At 62.4% G+C, this 20,551-nt stretch carries 20 protein-coding genes and 2 tRNA genes; 8 read left to right on the top strand and 14 right to left on the bottom strand.

All coding sequences use genetic code 11. The annotated features are described in order from the left end of the window. Nucleotides 1-85: 85 nt before the first annotated feature. Nucleotides 86-2,149 carry a polyphosphate kinase 1 gene (gene ppk1, locus M0D67_RS18610; RefSeq protein ID WP_154565260.1) on the bottom strand — a complete coding sequence of 688 codons (2,064 nt, stop codon included), beginning with the start codon at nt 2,147-2,149 and terminating at the stop codon, nt 86-88. 202 nt (nt 2,150-2,351) lie between these two features. Here ppk1 and ppx point away from each other — a divergent pair, with 202 nt between their 5' ends. Next, the gene (gene ppx / locus M0D67_RS18615) at nt 2,352-3,977 is read left to right on the top strand and encodes an exopolyphosphatase (RefSeq protein WP_154565259.1); all 1,626 of its coding nucleotides are present in this window, start codon (nt 2,352-2,354) and stop codon (nt 3,975-3,977) included. A gap of 115 nt (nt 3,978-4,092) precedes the next feature. Here the strand turns inward: ppx and M0D67_RS18620 are convergent, their stop codons facing one another. The 4 genes from M0D67_RS18620 to M0D67_RS18635 all read right to left on the bottom strand — a co-directional run bounded on the left by M0D67_RS18620 (nt 4,093) and on the right by M0D67_RS18635 (nt 6,138). Continuing rightward, on the bottom strand, nt 4,093-4,905 hold the full coding sequence (locus M0D67_RS18620; RefSeq protein WP_154565258.1) for a GNAT family N-acetyltransferase: 813 nt from the start codon (nt 4,903-4,905) through the stop codon (nt 4,093-4,095). A gap of 237 nt (nt 4,906-5,142) precedes the next feature. Continuing rightward, nucleotides 5,143-5,601 (bottom strand): phosphohistidine phosphatase SixA, encoded by a 459-nt coding sequence (gene sixA, locus M0D67_RS18625; RefSeq protein WP_154565257.1) that lies wholly within the window; start codon nt 5,599-5,601, stop codon nt 5,143-5,145. A 191-nt stretch (nt 5,602-5,792) separates the two neighbouring features. Then, a tRNA-Pro gene (locus tag M0D67_RS18630) sits at nt 5,793-5,869 on the bottom strand. Nucleotides 5,870-5,964: 95 nt separating this feature from the next. Beyond that, complete coding sequence (locus tag M0D67_RS18635) at nt 5,965-6,138, bottom strand: hypothetical protein (RefSeq protein WP_166618274.1); 174 nt, start codon at nt 6,136-6,138, stop codon at nt 5,965-5,967. 176 nt (nt 6,139-6,314) lie between these two features. On the opposite strand from M0D67_RS18635, the gene M0D67_RS18640 reads away from it, so the two are divergent. Continuing rightward, nucleotides 6,315-6,464 carry a hypothetical protein gene (locus M0D67_RS18640; RefSeq protein ID WP_266239365.1) on the top strand — a complete coding sequence of 50 codons (150 nt, stop codon included), beginning with the start codon at nt 6,315-6,317 and terminating at the stop codon, nt 6,462-6,464. Nucleotides 6,465-6,629: 165 nt separating this feature from the next. On the opposite strand, the gene M0D67_RS18645 is transcribed toward M0D67_RS18640, so the two are convergent. After that, nucleotides 6,630-7,982, bottom strand: coding sequence for an MATE family efflux transporter (locus M0D67_RS18645; protein WP_171925410.1), 1,353 nt, complete (start codon nt 7,980-7,982; stop codon nt 6,630-6,632). 32 nt (nt 7,983-8,014) lie between these two features. Beyond that, complete coding sequence (locus M0D67_RS18650) at nt 8,015-8,323, bottom strand: DUF2288 domain-containing protein (protein ID WP_154565256.1); 309 nt, start codon at nt 8,321-8,323, stop codon at nt 8,015-8,017. 111 nt (nt 8,324-8,434) lie between these two features. On the opposite strand from M0D67_RS18650, the gene M0D67_RS18655 reads away from it, so the two are divergent. Beyond that, complete coding sequence (locus M0D67_RS18655; RefSeq protein ID WP_171925338.1) at nt 8,435-9,163, top strand: pentapeptide repeat-containing protein; 729 nt, start codon at nt 8,435-8,437, stop codon at nt 9,161-9,163. 753 nt (nt 9,164-9,916) lie between these two features. Here M0D67_RS18655 and M0D67_RS18660 read toward each other — a convergent pair. The 3 genes from M0D67_RS18660 to M0D67_RS18670 form a co-directional block, all read right to left on the bottom strand. Further along, nucleotides 9,917-10,243 carry a hypothetical protein gene (locus M0D67_RS18660; protein WP_097389968.1) on the bottom strand — a complete coding sequence of 109 codons (327 nt, stop codon included), beginning with the start codon at nt 10,241-10,243 and terminating at the stop codon, nt 9,917-9,919. Between the two features lie 127 nt (nt 10,244-10,370). Continuing rightward, nucleotides 10,371-11,099 (bottom strand): peptidoglycan DD-metalloendopeptidase family protein, encoded by a 729-nt coding sequence (locus M0D67_RS18665; RefSeq protein WP_154566350.1) that lies wholly within the window; start codon nt 11,097-11,099, stop codon nt 10,371-10,373. Between the two features lie 183 nt (nt 11,100-11,282). Next, nucleotides 11,283-12,191 carry an aldose epimerase gene (locus tag M0D67_RS18670; RefSeq protein ID WP_154566351.1) on the bottom strand — a complete coding sequence of 303 codons (909 nt, stop codon included), beginning with the start codon at nt 12,189-12,191 and terminating at the stop codon, nt 11,283-11,285. Nucleotides 12,192-12,821: 630 nt separating this feature from the next. Here M0D67_RS18670 and M0D67_RS18675 point away from each other — a divergent pair. Continuing rightward, nucleotides 12,822-13,652 carry an undecaprenyl-diphosphate phosphatase gene (locus M0D67_RS18675; RefSeq protein ID WP_266239347.1) on the top strand — a complete coding sequence of 277 codons (831 nt, stop codon included), beginning with the start codon at nt 12,822-12,824 and terminating at the stop codon, nt 13,650-13,652. 313 nt (nt 13,653-13,965) lie between these two features. Next, nucleotides 13,966-14,039 (top strand) — tRNA-Arg (locus M0D67_RS18680). A 58-nt stretch (nt 14,040-14,097) separates the two neighbouring features. On the opposite strand, the gene M0D67_RS18685 is transcribed toward M0D67_RS18680, so the two are convergent. Continuing rightward, nucleotides 14,098-14,481: a DUF427 domain-containing protein gene (locus M0D67_RS18685; protein ID WP_154566352.1), complete on the bottom strand. Its 384-nt coding sequence runs from the start codon at nt 14,479-14,481 to the stop codon at nt 14,098-14,100. A 244-nt stretch (nt 14,482-14,725) separates the two neighbouring features. Then, nucleotides 14,726-16,306, bottom strand: a complete 1,581-nt coding sequence (locus M0D67_RS18690) for an acid phosphatase (protein ID WP_266239348.1) — start codon at nt 16,304-16,306, stop codon at nt 14,726-14,728. Between the two features lie 215 nt (nt 16,307-16,521). On the opposite strand from M0D67_RS18690, the gene M0D67_RS18695 reads away from it, so the two are divergent. Then, nucleotides 16,522-17,991, top strand: coding sequence for a cytochrome-c peroxidase (locus tag M0D67_RS18695; RefSeq protein WP_266239349.1), 1,470 nt, complete (start codon nt 16,522-16,524; stop codon nt 17,989-17,991). A gap of 56 nt (nt 17,992-18,047) precedes the next feature. Here M0D67_RS18695 and M0D67_RS18700 read toward each other — a convergent pair whose 3' ends face one another. Further along, on the bottom strand, nt 18,048-18,287 hold the full coding sequence (locus tag M0D67_RS18700; RefSeq protein WP_266239350.1) for a hypothetical protein: 240 nt from the start codon (nt 18,285-18,287) through the stop codon (nt 18,048-18,050). Between the two features lie 282 nt (nt 18,288-18,569). Between M0D67_RS18700 and M0D67_RS18705 the strand changes: the two genes are divergently transcribed. Together M0D67_RS18705 and M0D67_RS18710 are read left to right on the top strand one after the other, a co-directional pair. After that, nucleotides 18,570-18,959 carry an RT0821/Lpp0805 family surface protein gene (locus M0D67_RS18705; RefSeq protein ID WP_266239351.1) on the top strand — a complete coding sequence of 130 codons (390 nt, stop codon included), beginning with the start codon at nt 18,570-18,572 and terminating at the stop codon, nt 18,957-18,959. Nucleotides 18,960-19,041: 82 nt separating this feature from the next. Then, nucleotides 19,042-19,491, top strand: a complete 450-nt coding sequence (locus tag M0D67_RS18710; protein ID WP_266239352.1) for an NUDIX hydrolase — start codon at nt 19,042-19,044, stop codon at nt 19,489-19,491. Between the two features lie 76 nt (nt 19,492-19,567). Here the strand turns inward: M0D67_RS18710 and M0D67_RS18715 are convergent, their stop codons facing one another. Beyond that, nucleotides 19,568-20,461, bottom strand: a complete 894-nt coding sequence (locus M0D67_RS18715; RefSeq protein WP_266239362.1) for a transporter substrate-binding domain-containing protein — start codon at nt 20,459-20,461, stop codon at nt 19,568-19,570. Nucleotides 20,462-20,551 lie beyond the last annotated feature (90 nt).

Consider the following 20,551-nt stretch of genomic DNA (forward strand, 5'->3'; position numbering starts at 1 on the left):
GCCTGTAACAAGACAAGGCGGGCTTTTTTCATGTGCAGCGCCGCTTGCTTCGGCGGCGCGCGAACACGATCAGGACATCACAAACTCACGAACAGAATTTCCCCAGCAGGCTCATCTGGGCATTGCGCGAGGATTTGCCCGGCCGGCGGCGCCGATAGTGGCCGTCGCTTTGCATGAGCCACGCGGACTGGTTGTCGCCGAGAAAGGCCGAGAGGCCTTCGGCAATCACACGCCGCTTCAAGCGACGGTTGTTGACCGGAAACGCCACTTCAACGCGCCGGAAGAAGTTACGGTCCATCCAGTCGGCGCTCGATAGATACACCTGTTCCTTGCCGCCGTCGTAGAAGTAGAAGATGCGGTGATGCTCGAGAAAGCGTCCGACGATCGAGCGCACCGTGATGTTCTCCGACAGGCCCGGCACACCCGGTTGCAACGAACACACGCCACGTACGATCAGATCGATCTTCACGCCTGCCTGTGACGCTTCGTACAGCTCGGCAATCACGGTCGGTTCGAGCAGCGCGTTCATTTTCGCGACGATGCGCGCCTTCTTGCCGGCGCGCGCATGCTCGGCTTCCGCACGAATCGATTCAACCAGTTTCGGATGCAGCGTGAACGGCGACTGCCACAACTCGTGCAGCGACAGTTCACCACCGATGCCGGTCAGTTGCTGGAACACGTGGTGCACGTCTTCGCAGATTTTCTGATCCGCGGTCATCAGGGCGAAGTCGGTATAAAGACGCGCGGTCCGCGGGTGATAGTTGCCGGTGCCCAGGTGCACGTAACGCTTGAGCGTGGTCTTGCCGCCCGACGAGACGCGCCGCACGATCAGCATCATCTTCGCGTGGCACTTGTGGCCTACCACGCCGTACACGACGTGCGCACCCACCGCTTCAAGCTGCGACGCCCAGTTGATGTTGGTTTCTTCGTCGAAGCGCGCGAGCAGTTCGACCACCACAGTCACTTCCTTGCCGTTGCGCGCGGCTTGCATCAGCGCGTCCATCAGCGGCGAGTCGGTGCCGGTGCGATAGATGGTCTGCTTGATGGCCATCACGTTCGGGTCTTTAGCTGCCTGCAGCAGCAACTCGAGCACCGGCTGAAAGCTCTCATAAGGGTGATGCAGCAGCACGTCGCCCTGATCGATCACGTCGAACATGCTGGTGCTGTTGGCGATCTGCGGCGGAATCGCCGGAATATGCGGCACGAATTTCAGGTCGGGCCGGTCCACCATCTCCGGCAATTGCATCAGCCGTACCAGATTGACGGGGCCGTCGGCGAAATAGCAATCCTTGGTGGTCAGGCCGCTTTCGTCGAGCAGGCGCCGCACGACATGCGAGGGCGTCTCCGCCGATACTTCGAGCCGCACTGCATTGCCCAGATGGCGTGCCGGCAGTTCGCCCTGCAGCGCGACACGCAGATTGGTGATTTCGTCTTCGTCGACGAACAGTTCGCTATTGCGTGTGATGCGAAACTGGTTACAGGTCCGCACCACCAGATTCGGGAACAGCTCGCCGACAAAGCGCTGCAGCAACGAACTCAGCAGCACGAAACCATGCGGATAGCCCGACAGCTCCTGCGGCATGCGCACGAGCCGGGGCAAGGCACGCGGCGCCTGCACGATGCCCATCATCGCCTGGCGGCCGAACGCATCTTTGCCTTCGAGTTCGACGACGAAGTTCAGGCTCTTGTTGAGCACGCGCGGAAACGGGTGAGCCGGATCGAGGCCGATCGGCGTGAGCACCGGCAGCAGTTCGTCGAAGAAGTAGTTGCGCGCCCATTCGGTCTGCGCTTCGTTCCACGCTTCAGTGCCGTGAAAATAGATGCCTTCTGCTTCGAGCGCGGTGAGCACCGTGTCGTGCAGCATGGTGTACTGGCGATGCACGAGCCTCTGCGCGCGCTCGACCACGAGGTCGTATACGTGCTGCAGCGACATGCCATCAGGTGACATTGCGCCCGGGTTGTCGCGCATCTGTTCCTGCAGTCCGGCCATGCGGACTTCGAAGAATTCGTCGAGGTTGCTACTGGTAATGCAGATGAAGCGCAGGCGTTCGAGCAAAGGGACGGCAGGGTCGGCAGCTTGTGCCAACACACGCTCGTTGAAACCCAGAATGCCCAGCTCGCGATTCAATAAGGGGTAGCGGATGGACATCGGCAGCGAGAATGGAATGTCAGGAGGGGAGACGAAAAGACGCTCGGAAATTCTCACAGTATGATGACGTTGTTATGACATTCTCGAAGTTATAAATTCTACGCCGTATTCATTGCGTGTCGTAATTATGACGCAGTGCATGTGGGACCATAGGGCACCCCCATTACTGCGAGGCGACATCGTGAGGTCCGGTACGCTTAGAATGGCGTCTTTGAACAGCGCGGCCGGCCACAAGGCGCCCAAGGCATCCGGTGGGCATCCGGCACCTTTCGCATCTACCGCCGCCGCGCTCGCGCGCATGGAGTCCGCTTACTCGATGGTCACTACTCCACAACTCCTCGCTGCCGTCGACCTCGGCTCGAACAGCTTCCGGCTGATCGTAGGCCGGGTCGAGGAAACCGATGCGGGCAGCCAGATCTATCAGGTCGATGCGTTGCGCGAACCGGTGCGTCTTGCCGCCGGTCTGTCGCGCGACAAGATGCTCGACCGCGCCTCGCAAGTGCGCGGCTGGGACGCGCTTAAGCGCTTCGGCGAGCGGCTGCGCGACTTTCATCCCGATCACGTTCGCGCCGTCGCCACCAATACGTTGCGCATCGCCAAGAACGCGGGCGAGTTTCTCGGCGAGGCGCAAGCCGCGCTCGGTTTTCCGATCGAAGTGATCGCCGGGCGTGAAGAAGCGCGCCTGATTTATGCAGGCGCTGCACACTCTGTGCCCGCAAGCGCGGGCAAGCGTCTCGTGGTGGATATCGGAGGCGGCTCGACGGAATTCATCATCGGCTCGCACTACACGCCGATCAAGATGGAGAGCCTGTATATCGGCTGCGTGAGTCATAGCCGCGCATTCTTCCCGGCGGGCAATGTCGACGAATACACGATGCGCCAGGCCGAACTTGCCGCGAGCCGTGAAATTCAGATCATTTCTGCCGAATACAAGAAAACCGGCTGGGAACAGGCGATCGGCTCGTCCGGCACCGCGCGGGCGCTCGCCGAACTGGTCGAGGCCAATGGCTTCAACGATCCGGGCGTCACGCACGGCATCTCGCGCGGTGGGCTGGAGCGCCTCAAGCGCGCGCTGATCAAGGCGGAAAACGTCAATCGTCTGAAGCTGGTCGCGTTGAAGGGCGATCGCATTCCGGTGCTGGCCGGCGGCCTGTCGATCATGATCGCGGTGTTCGACGAACTCGGCGTCGATTACGTCGATACGACAGACGGCGCGCTGCGCCTCGGTGTGCTGTACGACCTGCTGGGCCGTTCGCAGCACGAGGACATGCGCACGGTGACGGTGGAAGGCTTCATGCGCCGTTACGGTGTGGACCGCGCGCAGGCCGGGCGTATCGGTGAACTCGCGGTGCGCTTTTACGAGCAGTTTGCCGAACCGGACGAAGAGCGCCGCGCCGAGAATCGCATGTTCCTCGGCTGGGCTGCGGCCTTGCACGAAATCGGGCTGTCGATTTCGCACAGCGCCTATCACAAGCATTCCGCCTATATCGCCAGCAACGCCGACATGCCGGGTTTTTCGCGCACCGATCAGGCGCGGCTCGCCGCGCTGGTGCTCGGCCACGCGGGGAAACTCGGCAAGCTGTCGCAAACGCGCGAAGTGGAATGGCCGCTGCTGTTCTGTCTGCGGCTCGCGGCGCTGCTGTGCCGCCGGCGTGCGGATGTCGGCTTGCCGGGGATCGCGGTTGCGCAGGTCAATGGCGGTTACGAAGTGCGTTTGCCGAATGAGTGGGTGGCTAACAATCCGCTGACGGATTACAGTCTGATCCAGGAAGCCGCAGAGTGGGAGAAGGTTGGCATTCCCTATCGCGTGGTTTACACGGACGATTGAGAATCATGCGCGGTAAATGAAAAAGCCCGGCGGATTAGCTGGGCTTTTTTTATGCGCTTCAGTTTTCAGTCGCTCAGCCGCCGGCTGAATATGCCGGGCGGTTCGCGTGTGCCGCTCAGCGTGGCGATGCGTCGCCGAGGAAGTGCCGCGCGTAACGCGCGTTGATATCCGTCAGGCGCAACAGCGTCAGAAAGTCGGCGGTGTTGAAGTCGGGATCCCAGGCCGGTGCGCCGCAAATCTTCGCACCGAGGCGCAGATAGCCCTTCACCAGCGGCGGCGGTGCGACGTCGGCGCCGGTTTGCAATTCTTCCACCGGCAGCGGCGTGTGCGGGAACGCGCGATATTCCGGCGCCGTCATCGCGTTGTCGCGCAGCGAGCAGTAAAGATTCGCTGCGTAGTGGCCACCGTCGACCATCGCGACACTCGCGCAGCCGAGCATCGTCTCGTAGCCGTTGTGCTTCATGTACGCGGCGAGCCCTGCCCACAACGACATGATCACCGAGCCGCTGCGATAGTCGGGGTGCACGCATGAGCGGCCCACTTCGACCATCTTCGCGCGCAGGTGCGTGAGACGTGACACGTCGAATTCGCTTTCGGCATACAGGCGTCCGATACGGGCGGCCTGATGCGGCGGCAGCGCGCGATAGGTGCCGACCACCTTCAGCGTGTCGAGATCGCGCACCAGCAGGTGATCGCAGTATGAATCGAACGCATCGACGTCGAGGCCGGCCGGACCCGTCAGACGGGCGCCCATTTCATCGGCGAATACGCGGTAGCGCAGACGCTGGGCCTCGCGCAGTTGCTCGTCGGTGCGTGCCCACGTCACTTGCAGGCGATGCTGGGCGGTGACTGTCTCTTCGGCGCGCGGCAGGCGGCGCGTTTCGAAGATCGAAGCCAGGGGCAGGGTGGGCGTCGGCAGTTCTCGCATGTGGCGTCCTGGTCGAAAAAAGGGAGATTTCTTTTTTCGCCAATGTAGTAACGCCTGGTGACGCTCGCATGGCAAAGCTGTGACGATTGGATGACTGCCCGTAAGCTGCGTGCGCGCGGCTTGTAATGTCGTGGTCCGGGCGGGTCATGTGTTGTTTCTGCGCGACCGTTGGGACTGGCGGGCGCAACTGCGCCTCTTTGAGTACCAGGCCGCGTGACCTGATCGGTTCAGTTCAGCTCAGATCAGATCGGGACTCATCGCCGCGCGCAGCACGGCCTGGTCGTCGCCGTCGCGCTCACGGCTCTCGATCCACCACAAGCCGGCTTTCTTCAGCGGCCAACTCGCTCCGCTATTGCCGAGCAAACGCGCCGCAACGTGGCCGAGGGTTGGTTGATGGCCGACGATCACGACAGTGGGTGCGATCCCTTTTGGCCAGCCTGCGGCCTCGAGCACATCGTCCGCACTGGCGTTAGGCGCGAGTTCGCGCACCACGCGATACTGGTCGCTCAAGGCTTCCGCGGTCTGGATGGTGCGCACCGCAGGACTCGCGAGGACCACTGCGTCCTCGGGCAGACGAGTGCGCAGCCACTTGGCGACGTTTTGCGCCTGTTTGCGGCCCCGTGTGGTGAGCGCACGGGCGAGATCGCTCGCGGCGAAATCTTCGGCTTCGGCGTGACGCCAGAGGATCAGATTCATGCGTGTCTCCTTGACTCTGGTTGCGGCGTAGATAACAGCGCCGGGTTTTCAATCACTGTCGCATGCGAGCTCGTGAGGACGCAAGGCGGTGGCGCGTGCCGAATGTTCCCATCAGTTCGCATCAGCCCCTGGCGCCCAAAAAGCAAAAACCCGCGAAGCCGAAGGCTACGCGGGTTTCGTATTGCTTTTCGTGGTCGGAGCGAAAGGATTCGAACCTTCGACCCTCTGATCCCAAATCAGATGCGCTACCAGGCTGCGCTACGCTCCGACGAATCCGAGATTCTACGTGGCATTGGGTGCCAGAGTCAATCACGAATTGCGTCGGGATGAAAAAAGGTGCAGTGCGCCGCGCCGTTTGTCCGCTCAATGCCGGCGACGCATCCAGTGCGGCATGTGCTGGTGCGTGATCCAGTGATGCAGCATGCCTTCGCCGTCGTGTTCGCGCCGGTAGGTTCTCGATTCGAAAATCGACAGGGCGAGCAGCACGAGCAGGCCTATTGCAAGTCCGATCAGACCTGCGATCGATTCAGCGTCCATGGCAGTCTCCTATGACACGCAGCCGTGCCTCTATAGTAGGACACGCGTAACAAAATGGCAGGGGGTGGCATGGGGACGCGGCCTGCCGCGACATCGTCGAATGCGAATTGCAGGTAGACTCTCGGCGCTTCGTTGCCGTTATTGTCATTCTGTTTCGAGAGTCTATGAACCGCGTTTTGTTGACTGTCTTGATGCTGGCTGCCGGGCTCGCCGGCTGTGCCAACGATCCTTCCGGCCACCATGGCGGCCCGCCGCCGAAAGATCCCGTCGACTACCACGGCGTGCCTACCGACGACCGTCCGCCCGTCATGGCGCCCGCGCCCTGAGCGTTTGCCGGGAACGAAAGCGAAGCACCGGCGCGGGCACGCCGGCGCTTCTGACCCGCGCAGACTATTCGCGCGGACAGCGCGGGCTGCAGTTATTCTAGGGCGAGGTGCACGCGTGATATGTGTGCGCTTGTTTCAAGCCGTAACCGTGTGCGGCGTTGTCGTTCAGACCGCTGCCACCGCCATGCCTCGCACGACACCTGGCAAAAAGCGCGCGAGCGTGACGCCGCGCGCGGCCATGAAGATCAGCATCGCGGCCCACAAACCGTGATTGCCATACAGCGCCAGCAAGGCCCACGAGGCCGCCACGAACACCGCGAACGAGACCACCATCGACGTCATCAGTTCATGCGTGCGAGTGGCGCCGATGAACACGCCGTCGAGCAGAAAGCCCCACACTGAGATCACCGGTAAGAGCGCGGCCCATGGCAGATAAGTCTCGGCCGTGGCGCGCACGACGGCCTGATTGGTCAGACCTTCGATGATCCATGAGCCCGCGCCCCAGTACACCAGCGAGAAGCCCAGCGCACCGAGCGCGGACCATAGCGCGGTCACCTTGATGGCCTGCGCGAAAGCGTGCCGGTCGCGCGCGCCGATCGCAGCGCCGACCAGCGCTTCGGCCGCGTGAGCGAAGCCGTCGAGTCCATAAGCCATGAAGGTCTGAAAATTGAGCAGCAGCGCGTTGGCGGCAAGCGTGGCGTCACCTTGCTTCGCGCCGAGATGCGCGAACCAGCCGAACGACGACAGCAGACAGAGCGTGCGTACGAAGATATCGCGATTCAGTACCACCAGGCGCTTGAGGGCTGGAGCGTCGAAGAGGGAGGCGCGGTTTAGCGCAGGCAAACCGCGCGGCCGGCCGTGCCACAACAACGCGGCGCCGAGCACGAAGCCGAGCGCGTCGGCGGTGGCCGTGGCCGCGCCGATGCCGGCCACGCCCCAATCGAATACGTACACGTACAACAGCACCGCCGCGATGTTCACGCTGTTGATGAACACTTGCGACAGCAGCGCGAGCCGAACCTGCTGCGTACCAAGCAGCCAGCCGAGCACCACGTAGTTGCCGAGCGCGAGCGGCGCGGCCCAGATGCGCGCGTGGCAGTAGATCTGCGCGTGGCGCTGCACCGCGTCGCTGCCGCCGATCATGCGTAATGCGTAATCGATCAGTGGCACTTGCAACAGAAGCACCGCGGCGCCGATCGCCGCCGCCAGCAACAACGCGCGTACGACGTTGTTGCGCAACTCGGCGTGATCCCCCGCGCCGTGCGCTTGCGCGACGAGGCCCGTGGTGCCCATGCGCAGGAAGCCGAAGCCCCAGAACACGAAGTTGAAGAACAGGCCGCCGAGCGCGACGCCGCCGAGATAGGACGCGCCATCCAGATGGCCGGCGACGGCAGTGTCGACTGCTCCGAGAATCGGCTGGGTGAGATTGGCGAGGACGATTGGAAACGCCAGCGTCAGCACCCGGCGATGCCAGCGCACCGGGACGGCGGGGGCCGTCGCGCTCGCGCCGTTCCCCAGGGGGACTTCCTTCGGGACGTGCGCGGGGTCGCTCAATTACGTTCCTGCACGCACACCCATGGCGAGACGACCACTGCCCACAGATCGGGATCGCGCGCGGCGAAATCGGCGGCGGTTTCCGCCTGCACGCGTTCGACGAGGCCGGAAGACAGCCATTGCGTGACCTGCGTGGTGTCGTCGCTGGCGATGGCTTCGGCGACGCTCACCAGATCGATGTCGCGTGCGACGCGCAGCAGCATGCCGCGCGCGAAAAAGCGTTCGAGTTCGGTCCAGCCGATTTTGGCGGTTTCGGCGAGCAGTTTGGCGTACAGCGGGCTATGAGTGGCGTCGTTGGAAGTCATCGTAAGCGGGTTCTGACGGGGCCGTTACTATAAACCATCGGCGCGGATCGCCAGGGCGGCGCGCGTTCCGGTACGCTTAGGGTCTTTCGGCAAAATTCATTCTGAACCTTCATGTCACTGGATTCAACGGCGCGCGCTGCGGGCGCGCAAGCTCATGTGGTGGCCGACGCCACACTCACGCGCACCGATGTGGAGCGCCTCATTGGCACGAGCATGGCGGGCAATAGAGAGCCGCTCCATTTCACCGATTGCGATTTCGAAGGCGCCGATCTGTCGCGACTCGACTTGCGCGGCGCTGAGTTTCATCGCTGCACGATCGTCGAGACGTCATTTTTTGGCGCGGCGCTGTCGCACACGCGCTGGGTTCGTTGCCGCGGCCGCCAGGCGGATTTCGCGTCGGCCGATCTGGTCGATGCGGCGTTCCAATCGAGCGATCTGAACAACACGAGCTGGCGGCGCGCCAAGCTTGCCTCGGCGTCGTTTCACAGTTGCAAGCTGACGGGCGCCAATTTCGAAGCCTGTACGGCGCTCGGCTTGAGCTTCGTCGAGACCTTGCTGGTGGGCGCGCATTTGCGCGGCCTGTCGTTTCGCAAAGCCACCCTCCAGCAACTCGATTTCTCCGACGCCGATCTGGCCGGCGTCGATTTCCGCGAGGCGATCTTCGACGGCGGCAGTCTGAAGGATGCCCATCTGAAAGGCGCGCGCTTTGACGGCGCGGACCTGCGCGAGGCGGATCTGAGCGGCGTGCGGCTCGTCGATGCGGCGCTGTTCAAGGGCGCGACGATTTCGCATCAGCAGGCGGCTGTGCTCGTGACTGAACTGGGCCTGCGAGTCATGTGATCGCGCTGCAAGCTGGCCGATTTTAGCCATTCGGCCAGCTTGAACGAATCAAGGCCTGTGCTTATCATCTAATCTATTGATTCATTAACCGCGGTCGATTTTCAATCTCGCAATTTGTCAGCGGATTTGAAGATTTTTAATGTATTCGCTATTCGCGAATTTGTTGTGAAGAAATGCGATTACTTATTCGCGTCGCTCAATAATCGCTAATACCTCGGTATGGTGCGTTGGCGCACTAAAGGTTCGCAATACATAAAGCGTCCGGATCATGCTGGGCGGGGCTGGCGGGAATCGGTCAAAGGGCTTTCGTCAGGCTTTTCGGGTGACGCGTGGGTAGGTGCTTGATTTATAAGGCCCGGCGAACCACGCGCGCGATTTTGACTTGTTGATTTTATGACGTTTCATGCGAGGCAGATAAGGGCGTTTACCCAGCTTATTTCCGACATTTTCTCTTCACGTAATGCGGACTCCGTACGCCGCGTCACATTGCCCACGAAATTAATAGATTGCGCTTGTAAAGGCGGGTTGTTAGATTTCCTTCTGGCGCATGGTGAACCGGTCCTTTGCCGATATGCGCCGAACCCCCGTTAGCCCGGCCTCGTGCCGGGCTTTTTTTTCTGGCCGATCGCGCTCGGCGCGCTGTTCGCGTTTGCCGCACGCATTCGCCGAACGCGTCGATCCGCGCTCTGGCCGCTGGCGCCGCCGCCAGCTCGAGCGGCCCTGCGCCTGCGTTATTGCGTTGCCACGTTGCCTCTACTGCTTGCAGCGAACCACCATCGACCGGTTTTTGACGTTCGCACCGAAAACTCCGCCGATCGAGCCACCCGAGGTCGCGCCGTTGTCGACGTCCTTCGAAACGACGTCGTAGCCGTAGTTGCCGCAGACCTCGCCCGCGCGTTTGTAGCACTCGGCCCAACTGGAACTCGCGTCACTGCCGCTGCAGTTGATCGCAAAGCCCGTATCGCCGCTTGGCAGGTAGGTCATGGTGGTGGTGCTGGAACAGCCGCCGAGGCTGCCGAGCGTCAGCAGGCCGAGGCCGATCGCCGCGGCCGTTGTTAAGGACGCCAGTGCGCTCTTCATTGCAGATTCCTTACAGATAACAGGGGAAGACGCAGCGCGAAGCCGCGTCATGCATAGGATTGGGCGTTTTATAGCACGCGCGGTTCCCTCGACTGCTGTTGCAGGGCGCGTGCCTGAAGCCGGGCGGCTAGCGCGCCGGCAGTGCCCGCGACGGGTCGATCGAGCGGCCCTGATAGCGCAGTTCGAAGTGCAGCATGACACGGTCGGTGTCGGTGTCGCCCATTTCGGCGATCTTGTCGCCGCGGGCGACCGACTGGCCTTCCTTCACCAGCAGCACGCGGTTGTGCGCGTAGGCAGTCAGATAGTCGGCGTTGTGTTTGAGGATCAGCAGGTTGCCGTAACCGCGCAAGCCGTTACCCGCATAAACCACCGTGCCGGGCGCCGCGGCAACCACCGGGGTGCCCGCCGCCGCCGAAATATCGATGCCCTTCGAATTGGCGCCGTCGAAGGGCCGGATCACCGTGCCGTCAGCGGGCCATACCAGCGAGATCGCCGAAGCCGGCGCGGACGGCGGCGCGCTATCGGCGGGTGCCGGCCGGGGCGCCGCCGAAGCGCTCGCGCTTCCTGCCCCGCTGCTACGCGCTGCACCACCCGCGGCACCGCCTGTAGACGCCACATTGCCCGGTGGCGCGACCCGCAACACCTGTCCGACCTCGATGCTGTCCGGGTTGGTCAGGTTGTTCCAGCGCACGATGTTTTGCACCGGTTGCCGGTTGCTGCGCGCGATCTTCGACAGGGTATCGCCCCGTTCGACGCGGTAAAAGCCAGGCCCCACCGGAGCGGACCCGCAGGCGGCAAGCACCGCCAGCAACGACGCGCAGGCGAGCCGTTTCATGATTCTTGTTGTGTTGAGCATTGGACCTCGCAAAGCGCTGCCACGCGCCGATCCCGATCACGCGGCAGGTAGATGCAAAGCGTCCGATTCTAACGGTTTTGCGCTGCAGCATCCGAAAAACGGATGCAGAGGCGGGCGCGCACGGCGGGAACGCGGCGAAAAGCCACGTAACCCGTCACGTCACGATGAGCGGAAAACCTGCCATCAGCGCAGCTTGCTGACGCTGATACGCAGTGCGGCTGTCTCGGTTTGTCCTGGTTCGAGCCAGCGCAGTCCCAGGCCGTTGTGGATCGCATCCGGCAGACCCAGCCACGGCTCGACGCAATAGAAGTCCGAGTCAGCGGCTTCGGTCCATGTCGTGACCGCATACCAGGGCACTGAGTCCGGCCGTTGCAGATCGATCGTGATGACCCGGTTCAGTCCGGGCGCAACGAGGCGCACCGGTTGGTCCGGCGCACCGACGAGACAATGGAAGCGGTCGAGAATGCGCGCCTCGTCGAGCGTGTAGCGCGCCGCGCCCGGTTCTGCTGCGCTGATCGAGCCGTCGCTCTGCTGGTAGCACCGTTCGGTGGGCGGCAGTTCCAACGAGGTCTCGGCGCGTTGCGTATGCGGCAGCGTGAAATAGAAGTGATGGCCGGCGTAGTAGGGCAGCCGCACGTCGCCGGTATTGGCGGTGCTTAGCGTGACTTCCAGCGTATGCGTATCGACGAGTCGGTACGTCGCTTCGAAACGGAAGCCGAACGGATAGCCGCCGCGTGTCGCGTCGCTGTCGGCGAGGGTCATGCGCAAACCGGCGCCGTGTACGTCAGCGTGGGCTTCGAAGGGCAGGTCGCGTGCGAAACCATGCATCGGCAATTCGCGCACCGTGCCTTGTGCGTCACGCCAGAAGCCGATCTTGCCGTCGACGCGATGCCGGCCCAGAAACGGAAACAGCAGCGGGTTGCCGCCGCGAATCCTGGCAGGCTGGCTCCAGTCGGCGTTCTCGGGCCAATGAATGACCTCTTCGCCGTTGATGATCCACGACAAAAGACGGCCGCCGGCTTGCGGCGAGAAACGGAGCACGGAGGCGTCCTGGGCGATCTCGAGAATGTCCTGTTGCGGGGAGAGGGGCATGGTCGATGGGCTGGTTGAGAAAAGGTTGGGTGCGGTTCAAGTGAGTTGAGCGCGGCTCGAACGCGGGTTGTGAACGTTCGAACGACGCCGCGTAACGGCTCGCGAAGCAACGATTTTGCGCTGCTTTGCGCTACGGGGAAACCCTTCTCGGGAAATTGCGGGTGTCCGGGAAGCACTATCCTTGTCGATAATCCACTGACTGCCCGGCCACTTCAACGACCGGGCGAGATCGGCTCAGGAGGCTTTATGGATCTCGCAATGGCAATGGGTGTGGCGCTGTTCGGCATGTTCGCGGCAAGCACGGTCTACTTTTTCTACAAGCTCGAGCGCTGATCCAGTCATCTGCTTCGCCTTCCGCCGGGCCGTCAATGCGGGCCTGGCACAAGTTTCGACCATCAGTACATTGAATTTCTCATGATCGCAGGGCGGCCACCGGCGGCGCTCTGTTTCTTTTGCTGCGGCGTAACAACGGTTTCCAGTTGTGACGCGGCGCATCAATATTTCCCCGAATGCGGTTCAAACGCTTGGCGCTGACTTTGCAGCCAGGCATAATCGGTGCGCTCTTGACGCGCCGTCGATCTCCTTGTGCGGCGCGCTGTTCCCCGACATTTTCCTTACAAGGACCGCCGCGTGAACCTGTCGTTTCTGATTTTCCTGAGCGTGCTGCAAGGCGTCACCGAACTGTTCCCGGTCAGCAGCCTTGGCCACACCTTGCTCGTACCCGGCCTGTTCGGCATGCATATCGACAAGCACGCGCCGCAGTTGCTGCCGTTCCTCGTTGCGTTGCACCTCGGTACGGCGTTCGCGCTGCTGTGGTACTTCCGCAAGCGCTGGTGCGCGCTGGTGCGTGGCTTCTTCGCTTCGTTCGGCGGTCGTCGCAACGACGACGCGCACATGATGTGGGCGCTCATCATCGGCACGATTCCGGCGGGCCTCGTCGGGCTGATTCTTGAGAAACGTCTCGAGCTGATTTTTCACGATTTGCGCATTGTCGCAGCCGCCCTGATCGTGAATGGGGTGCTGCTGTGGTTCGGAGATCGCCTGCAACGTTCGCGCGCGCATCAGGCGCCGGAGAAGCTGACCTTCCGCCAGGCGTTTTTCGTCGGCCTCGCGCAGATCGGCGCGCTGATTCCGGGCTTCTCGCGCAGCGGTCTGACGATGATCGCCGGGAATGCGGCCGGCCTGACGACTGAGAAGGCCGCCGAGTTCTCGTTCCTGCTCGGCACGCCGATCATCTTCGCGGCCGGCGTGCTCGAATTGCCGAAACTGTTCCATGCGCCGGGCCAGCTCGCCGATGCATTGCTCGGCGGCGTGCTGACCGCAATCGCCGCCTATCTCAGCGTGCGTTTCCTGATGCGTTATTTCGAAGGCCGCGGACGTCTGGCTTCGTTCGGCGTGTACTGCGTGATCGCGGGGATCGTGTTCCTCGGCTGGTTCGTGCTGCATCCGCAGCCGGTCTGATTGCGTTTGACACGCCCGCTACAGCCCGCTAAGTGCCGGTGTGCGACTGGCGGGTAGGAAGCGATCGGTTATAATCCGGGCCCGGCTCAACGCGTCGGGCCCGTTTGTTTTGCGATGCGGCGTGGTGACTGCCGATCAGCGGTGCCGTGCGCCGGATTGGATTTCCACAGTCCTCGGCCCGGTCAGTTAGAATTTCGGTATCCCATGAACCCTGTGGCAGTCATACAGCACAGGTTCCAATGCCCGTTAAGGGTTCTCATTGCGGGCGATGCAGGTTGTACACGTTTCGTGTGTAGCATCGCCTCACGTCATTACGGCAGTAGCTCAGCTGGATAGAGCATCGGCCTTCTAAGCCGAGGGTGGGGGGTTCGAGTCCCTCCTGCCGTACTTCAAAAGCCTGGCGCCGCGCATCGAAGCCTCACCGCTGCGATGCGCGCATGGCCGTTTACCCCGCCGGCTGCACGTCGATGGAATCGACCCGGTTCGGATAGAACGCCAGATGCTGGGCGATCTCTTTCACGGCCGCGTAGGGCGACTCGTAGGTCCAGACCGCATTCACTGCGCGCTCGCCGCCGATCGGAATGCTGTAGTACGCGCAATCGCCTTTATATGGGCAATAGGTTGCGTGATCGGTACGTTCCAACAGCGTCATCTCGACGTCATTGCGTGGAATGTAATACACCGGCGGATACGACGCCTCGCGCAGCACGAGCGCATTGCGCGTATCCGCGATCACGCGGCCGGCTACCGTCACCACCACGTGGGCTTTGTCCGGCTCGATGGTGATCGGATGATCGGGGCCGGGTACCTTGATGGTTTTTTCAGTCATGCTGTCGAGCTCCTGAATAAGTGGGCAAGCCTGCAACACGTTGCTATGGGTTTCGAGCCGCCATCGGCGGGAATGATTGCGTCCTGCGTCGAAGCATACGCCGCTCGTGCAAACGCGTTGTGTCGCTGTTTGCGTCGATAACGAGTCGCGTGCGCCGTGGGATGATCCGCGCGACGAAAACAAAAAAGGGCAGCCGAAGCTGCCCCGTCAAAATCCCACCGTCAGGCGGACTGTTGCTAACGGATTACTGCCTGATGTTCAGCGCTGCCGTCAGATCACCCATCGGCTTGCTGCCGTTGCTGACCAGCGCAGCATCACGCGCGGCGATACCTGGCAGCGTCGGCAGCGCGAAGCGATGCGTGATGAAACGCAGAATCGACGTCGTGTCGTACTGCGTGTGATCGACAAAACCCTTCTTCGCGTACGGCGAAATGATCAGCGCCGGAATCCGCGTGCCCGGACCCCAACGGTCGGCCTTCGGCGGCGCGACGTGGTCCCAGAAGCCGCCGTTTTCGTCGTATGTCACGACCACCAGCATGTTGTTCCACTGCGGGCTTTTCTGCAGATGCGAGATCACGTCGGCGATGTGCTGGTCGCCGGAGGCGACGTCGGTGTAACCCGCGTGCTCGTTCAGGTTGCCCTGCGGCTTGTAGAACGACACTTGCGGCAGCGTGCCGCCGTCGATCGCCTTGATGAACTCGGAACCCGCCAGACCGCCGTCGAGCAAATGCTGCGAACGGTTCGCCGAGCCCGGTGCGAGATCGGCGAAGTAGTTGAACGGCTGGTGATGCGGCTGGAAATTCGGCGCCGTCAGATTCGCGCCGTAGATCACGTTCGACGTGCCGCTTTGCACCGCCGACACCGCCGCACCCCACGCGCCGCCGTACCACGCCCACGACACCTTCGCGTTGTTCAGCAGATCGCCGATGTGCTGTTGCGTTTGCGCCGGCAACGTGGTGGCCGCAGTCGGGTCGGCCAGGTTGGCGTCGCCCCCCGAAGCCGCCTTGTTGCCGCTTGGCTGATACGGCGGCTGCATCGTGTTGATCGCGTAGAAGTCAGGCGTCAGATTGCCCGAGAGCACGTATTTCGGCGGCCCGCTCAGCGCCGAAGCCGGCGAGTTGGTCGCAAGCTTCAGCGTCACGCCGTCGCTCTCGACCGACGAGATCGAGGCGGCTGCCGGGCTCTTGTCCGCATTCGGATAGGTCGGCGTGCACGCGCAAACCAGCCACTGGTGATTCAGGAACGAGCCGCCGAACGCGCCCATGAAGAAGTTGTCGGCCAGCGTGTATTGCTGGGCGATTTTCCACAACGGCAGCTTGTCGGCGTTGAGCGTGTAGTGACCCATGACGAGGCCGCCGGAGTCCGCCCACGCGGCGAATTTGTCGTTCTTGCCGCCATTGATCTGCATCTGGTTTTCATAGAAGCGGTGATACAGATCGCGCGTCGTGGCCGTGATCGGCGTGTTGAAACCATTCGGATCGTCGATGGCGAACGGGCTGTTCGGCAGGTTGGCCGTCATCGCTTGCGTCACGACCGGCGTCACGCCGGTTTGCGTCAGGCCGTTCCACACTTGCGGCAGCGTGGCGAGCACCGTGCCGTCGCGGTCGACCTGTGTGGCGCTCGCCGCCGTCACGTTCTGCAGACCGTTGGCGCCGGGGAAGTTGCCGTACAGATTGTCGAAGCTGCGGTTCTCCGCGTAGATCACCACGACCGTCTTGATCGACGTGATGTCCGGTTGCGCGGTGACATTGTCGCCGCCGCACGCATACAGACTCAACGCTGCCGCGATCGCGATAGGCGCCGCGCAGATCAGTTTTTTGTTCATTTGGTATGTGTTCTCTCTCTCGCGTTGGGGACGGGCCGCGTGCATTGTTTACACGGATGGCCGCGAGCGAAAGTTTGAGCAAGGAATTTGACAGAAACATGTAACTAATTACGAATGGCTTGGGTTTCGATATTTTCGTCGGCTGTATGTCATTTAAACGACATGTCGATGAAATACGCTCGCGGACTTCAATATCGCAAACTCACATCATTCATATGCGGCTTGGTCTCGCGGGGATTCGTAAAACGACGGTTCGGCCGCGGGCGCGGCGGCGCGTGAGGCCGGCAGGCATTGGCGCGGTGCTGGCGATGGCGCTCGCAGCCATGACCGTGACCCTGGCCGCGTGCGACGCAGGCTCGCAGACAGCGGGGGGCAAGGCCGACGGGAATGGCAACGCGCAAGTGAGCGCCAGGGCGGATACGAACGCCAATACCAATGCCAACGCGGGCGTCGGGCGCCAGACGAGTGCGTCGGCGGCGTCCACCTCTACAGTGGCCTCTACCGTCAAGGTGACGGCACATGAAGCCGGTCAGACCCGCGCGCAAGTCTACGAATCCGTGCGGCAGATGACGGCCCTCGGCAAGCAACTGTTCTTCGACGCGTCGCTATCCGGCTCGGGCAAGCTGGCCTGCGCGTCGTGCCACAGCCCCGATCACGGCTTTTCGCCGGCGAATTCGCTGTCGGTACAACTGGGCGGCAACGACATGCACCGCACCGGCATGCGCGCCGCGCCGACGCTCAAGTACCTGCAATCGGTGCCGGCGTTCGCCGAGCACTATCACGAGTCGGACGACGAAGGCGATGAGAGCGTGGATGCCGGGCCGACCGGCGGCTTGACGTGGGACGGCAGGGTCGACCGCGGCTCGGACCAGGCGCGTATTCCGCTGCTGTCGTCGTTCGAAATGGGCAGCACGCCTGCGAAGGTCAAGGCGGCGGTGAAGGCCGCGCCGTATGCGGAGGCTTTCCGCACGGCATTCGGCGCGCATATTTTCGATAGCGACGACGCCACCTTCAACGCCGTGCTGCAAGCGCTGGAAACCTTCGAGCAGGCACCCGAGATTTTCTATCCGTACACCAGCAAGTACGACGCGTATCTGGCGGGCAAAGCGCAACTGACCAAGGCCGAACTACATGGTCTGGAAGTCTTCAACGACGAAAAGAAGGGTAATTGCGCGAGCTGCCACATCAGCCAGCGCACCATGGACGGTGCGCCGCCGCAGTTCAGCGACTTCGGTCTGATTGCGATCGGCGTGCCGCGCAACCGCGCGCTGCCGGTGAATCGCGATCCGCATTTCTACGACCTCGGCGCATGTGGGCCGGAGCGTACCGATCTAGGGGGGCGTGCCGAGTTTTGCGGCATCTTCCGCACGCCGACGCTGCGCAACGTCGCGTTGAAGAAGAGTTTCTTCCACAACGGCATCTATCATTCGCTGGATCAGGCAGTGCGTTTTTATGCGCAACGCGACACGAACCCGGAAAAGTTTTATCCGTTCGTGAAGGGCAAGGTGCAGAAGTTCGACGATCTGCCGCAGCGTTACTGGGCCAATCTGAACACCGAGCCGCCGTTCGATCGCAAGCCGGGTGACAAGCCGGTGCTCGACGAGGCTGAAATCAAGGATGTGGTGGCGTTTTTGAATACGCTCACCGATGGGTATAAGGCGGGAGATAAGGCGGCGGCGAATTGATCGCCGGGCGATGGACGCGCCGCTAGTCGGGGCGGCACGTGCCGCCGCGGGCGTGGTCAGTGGCCTGCGCCGGCAATGATGTAATAGCAGCCGACCAGCAGAAGCGCGAACGACATGAGGACGCATGCAATGCCGGCGCGTGTCAGCAGATTCGGCCAGCGTGCGCGAGGGAGGCTGTCCATTTGCACGATGCGCCGCGCAAGACCGGGATCGCGGCCGATGGCGAACGGCACCAGCGCGACGCAAAAGAGCGCGACCGAGACGGTGAAGGTTTCGAGAGCAAACGAGATGTCCATAGGGCGGCGGTGGAAGCTTGATCAGCGCTACAGCGCAACAGACCTATCTTAAGAAGACGCTTCATAAGAAGATATGAGACTCGTCCTAAAAAGTCTGAGCGGTTGTCGCGCCCGTTCGTCCCAGCAAAGCGGGAATCGGATGCTGCAGGCTGCCTTGGGCCGTTGCGATGCCGCATCCAGGCGGCCACTTCGAGGACGACATGCTATGCTTTTGGGGTCCAGATCACGAGCCGCCGTGAACGCGCTCGAGACCGCCGAACTACTCTTCGAGGAGAACCCTTCATGTCGACGCGAACCCGTGTCCTGTTTCACCTGACCGTCGGTGGCCTGCTGCTTGGCGGCGCCATTGGCGCGCAAGCGGCAAACCTCGGTTTTCTGAACGACACGCCGATCAGCTACATGAAGCAACGCGACGTCGACTCGATCAAGAGCGCCGTGTTCGCTGCCTTGAACGACAAGCAGGACGGCGAAAGCGTGAACTGGGTTAACGAAGACACCGGCAACAGCGTGAAGATCGACGCGACGATCAGCATCGCCAGCACGGCGAAGGATGGCGAGCGCACTTGCCGCGACGTCGGCGTCGCGCTGAATGCGAAAGGGCAGTCGATGAACCTGCGTCCGCAGTTCTGCAAACAGGGCGGCGGCAACTGGCAATTGCAGAAAAAGCACTGAGCGTGCGGGCCGGTATGATGGCGCGCGCCGGCTTGCCGCCGGCGCAGCCTGAAGTTGTGCGTCCTTGCGGCGCGTTGCGTCGATGAGCGCGCGGGTCGTCTCGTGCGGCGTCGTGCTGCTCGACCCGGACGGCCGGGTGCTGCTCGCGCATGCCACCGAAACGTCTCACTGGGACGTTCCGAAAGGGCATGGCGAAGAGGGCGAGGCGCCACACGTCACGGCGTTGCGCGAGATGGTCGAGGAGACGGGTATCGTGATCGAACCCGGGCGCTTGAAGGATCTCGGATTGTTCGTCTACCGGCGCGACAAGGATCTGCATCTGTTCGCGGCGCGCGCGACGGCCGACGAACTCGATCTGTCTTCTTGCATTTGCACGTCGCTGTTTCCGCGCCGCTCCGACGGCACGCTGATCCCCGAAATGGACGCATATCGCTGGACCACACCGGACGAAGTCGAGCAGTATGCGAGCCGCAGTCTCACACGGCTCTTTCAGACCACGCTTTCGCTCGCGGAACTGCATCGAACGCTATAGCGGTGGATGGGTTGTTTGGACTGTAGCGCTTGGCAATGCCCGCCACCTGCATCCGCCACGCGCGCTGCCGGCGCGCTCAGTCGAGCGCGCGGTCGTTCGGATGCGCGAATAGCGTGCGGTTCTGTTCCGACAACGGAAAATTCAGATTGATGCCGTGCGGCGGAATCGGCTGGGTGAACCACTGGTTGTATAGACGTTCCGCGTCGCCGGCAAGCTGGCCGCGTGCGATCACCCCGTTCACGAGCGTGCGCAGCGGCTCGTCGCCCTTGCGGAACATGCAGGCGTAGACCTCATAGCCGAGCGGCGTGCCGGTTACCACGAAGTCTTCGGGGTGCGGGTCGGTCGATTTGAAACCGTACACGATCGGCTCGTCCATCACGAAGGCCACGGCCCGGTCATCCTTGACCGCGCTGAATGCTTCCGCATGATCGCGCGCACTCGTGATGCGCATGTTCAGATGCTTCTCGGTGTTCAGGCGGCGCAGCAGGCGCTCGTCGGAGGTGCCGGCGGTCGTCACGACCGTCTTGCTGGCCAGGTCGGGAAAATCCGTAATGCCGCTGCTCTTGCGCGCGATCATGCGCACCGCGTACTGGAAGAAGCTGTTCGAGAACGCGGCCACGTTTTCGCGTTCCACCGTGTGCGTGGTTGAGCCGCATTCCAGATCGATCTGGTTGTTCAGCAACATCGGCGTGCGGTTCGACGAGGTCACGGTGATTTCGTGCACCTTCAGTTGCGGCAGGCCGAGAGTTTTCTTGATTTCGTCGACGATCTGCAGCGCGATGGTCTGCGAGTAGCCGACCGTGCGCGTGCCGTCGAAGTAGGAGAAGGGAATCGACGCTTCTCGCACGCCGAGTACGACCACGCCATCGTCGTGGATTTTCTTCAGCGTGCCGGTGAGTTCGTCCGCGTGAGCGGGGCAGGCGAGCGACGCCGCGCCAAACGCACTCAGCGCCACGAGTGCGCAGCGCATGCTATGCGCGACGCGTGCGGCGCGGGTTATGCGCGTAACAGCAACGGCACGCGTATGACCCGCACCTGATGCTGTGTCCCATGCGCTTAC

It is taken from the genome of Paraburkholderia sp. SECH4, from assembly GCF_030511745.1.
GTDB classification, from domain to species: Bacteria; Pseudomonadota; Gammaproteobacteria; order Burkholderiales; family Burkholderiaceae; genus Paraburkholderia; species Paraburkholderia madseniana.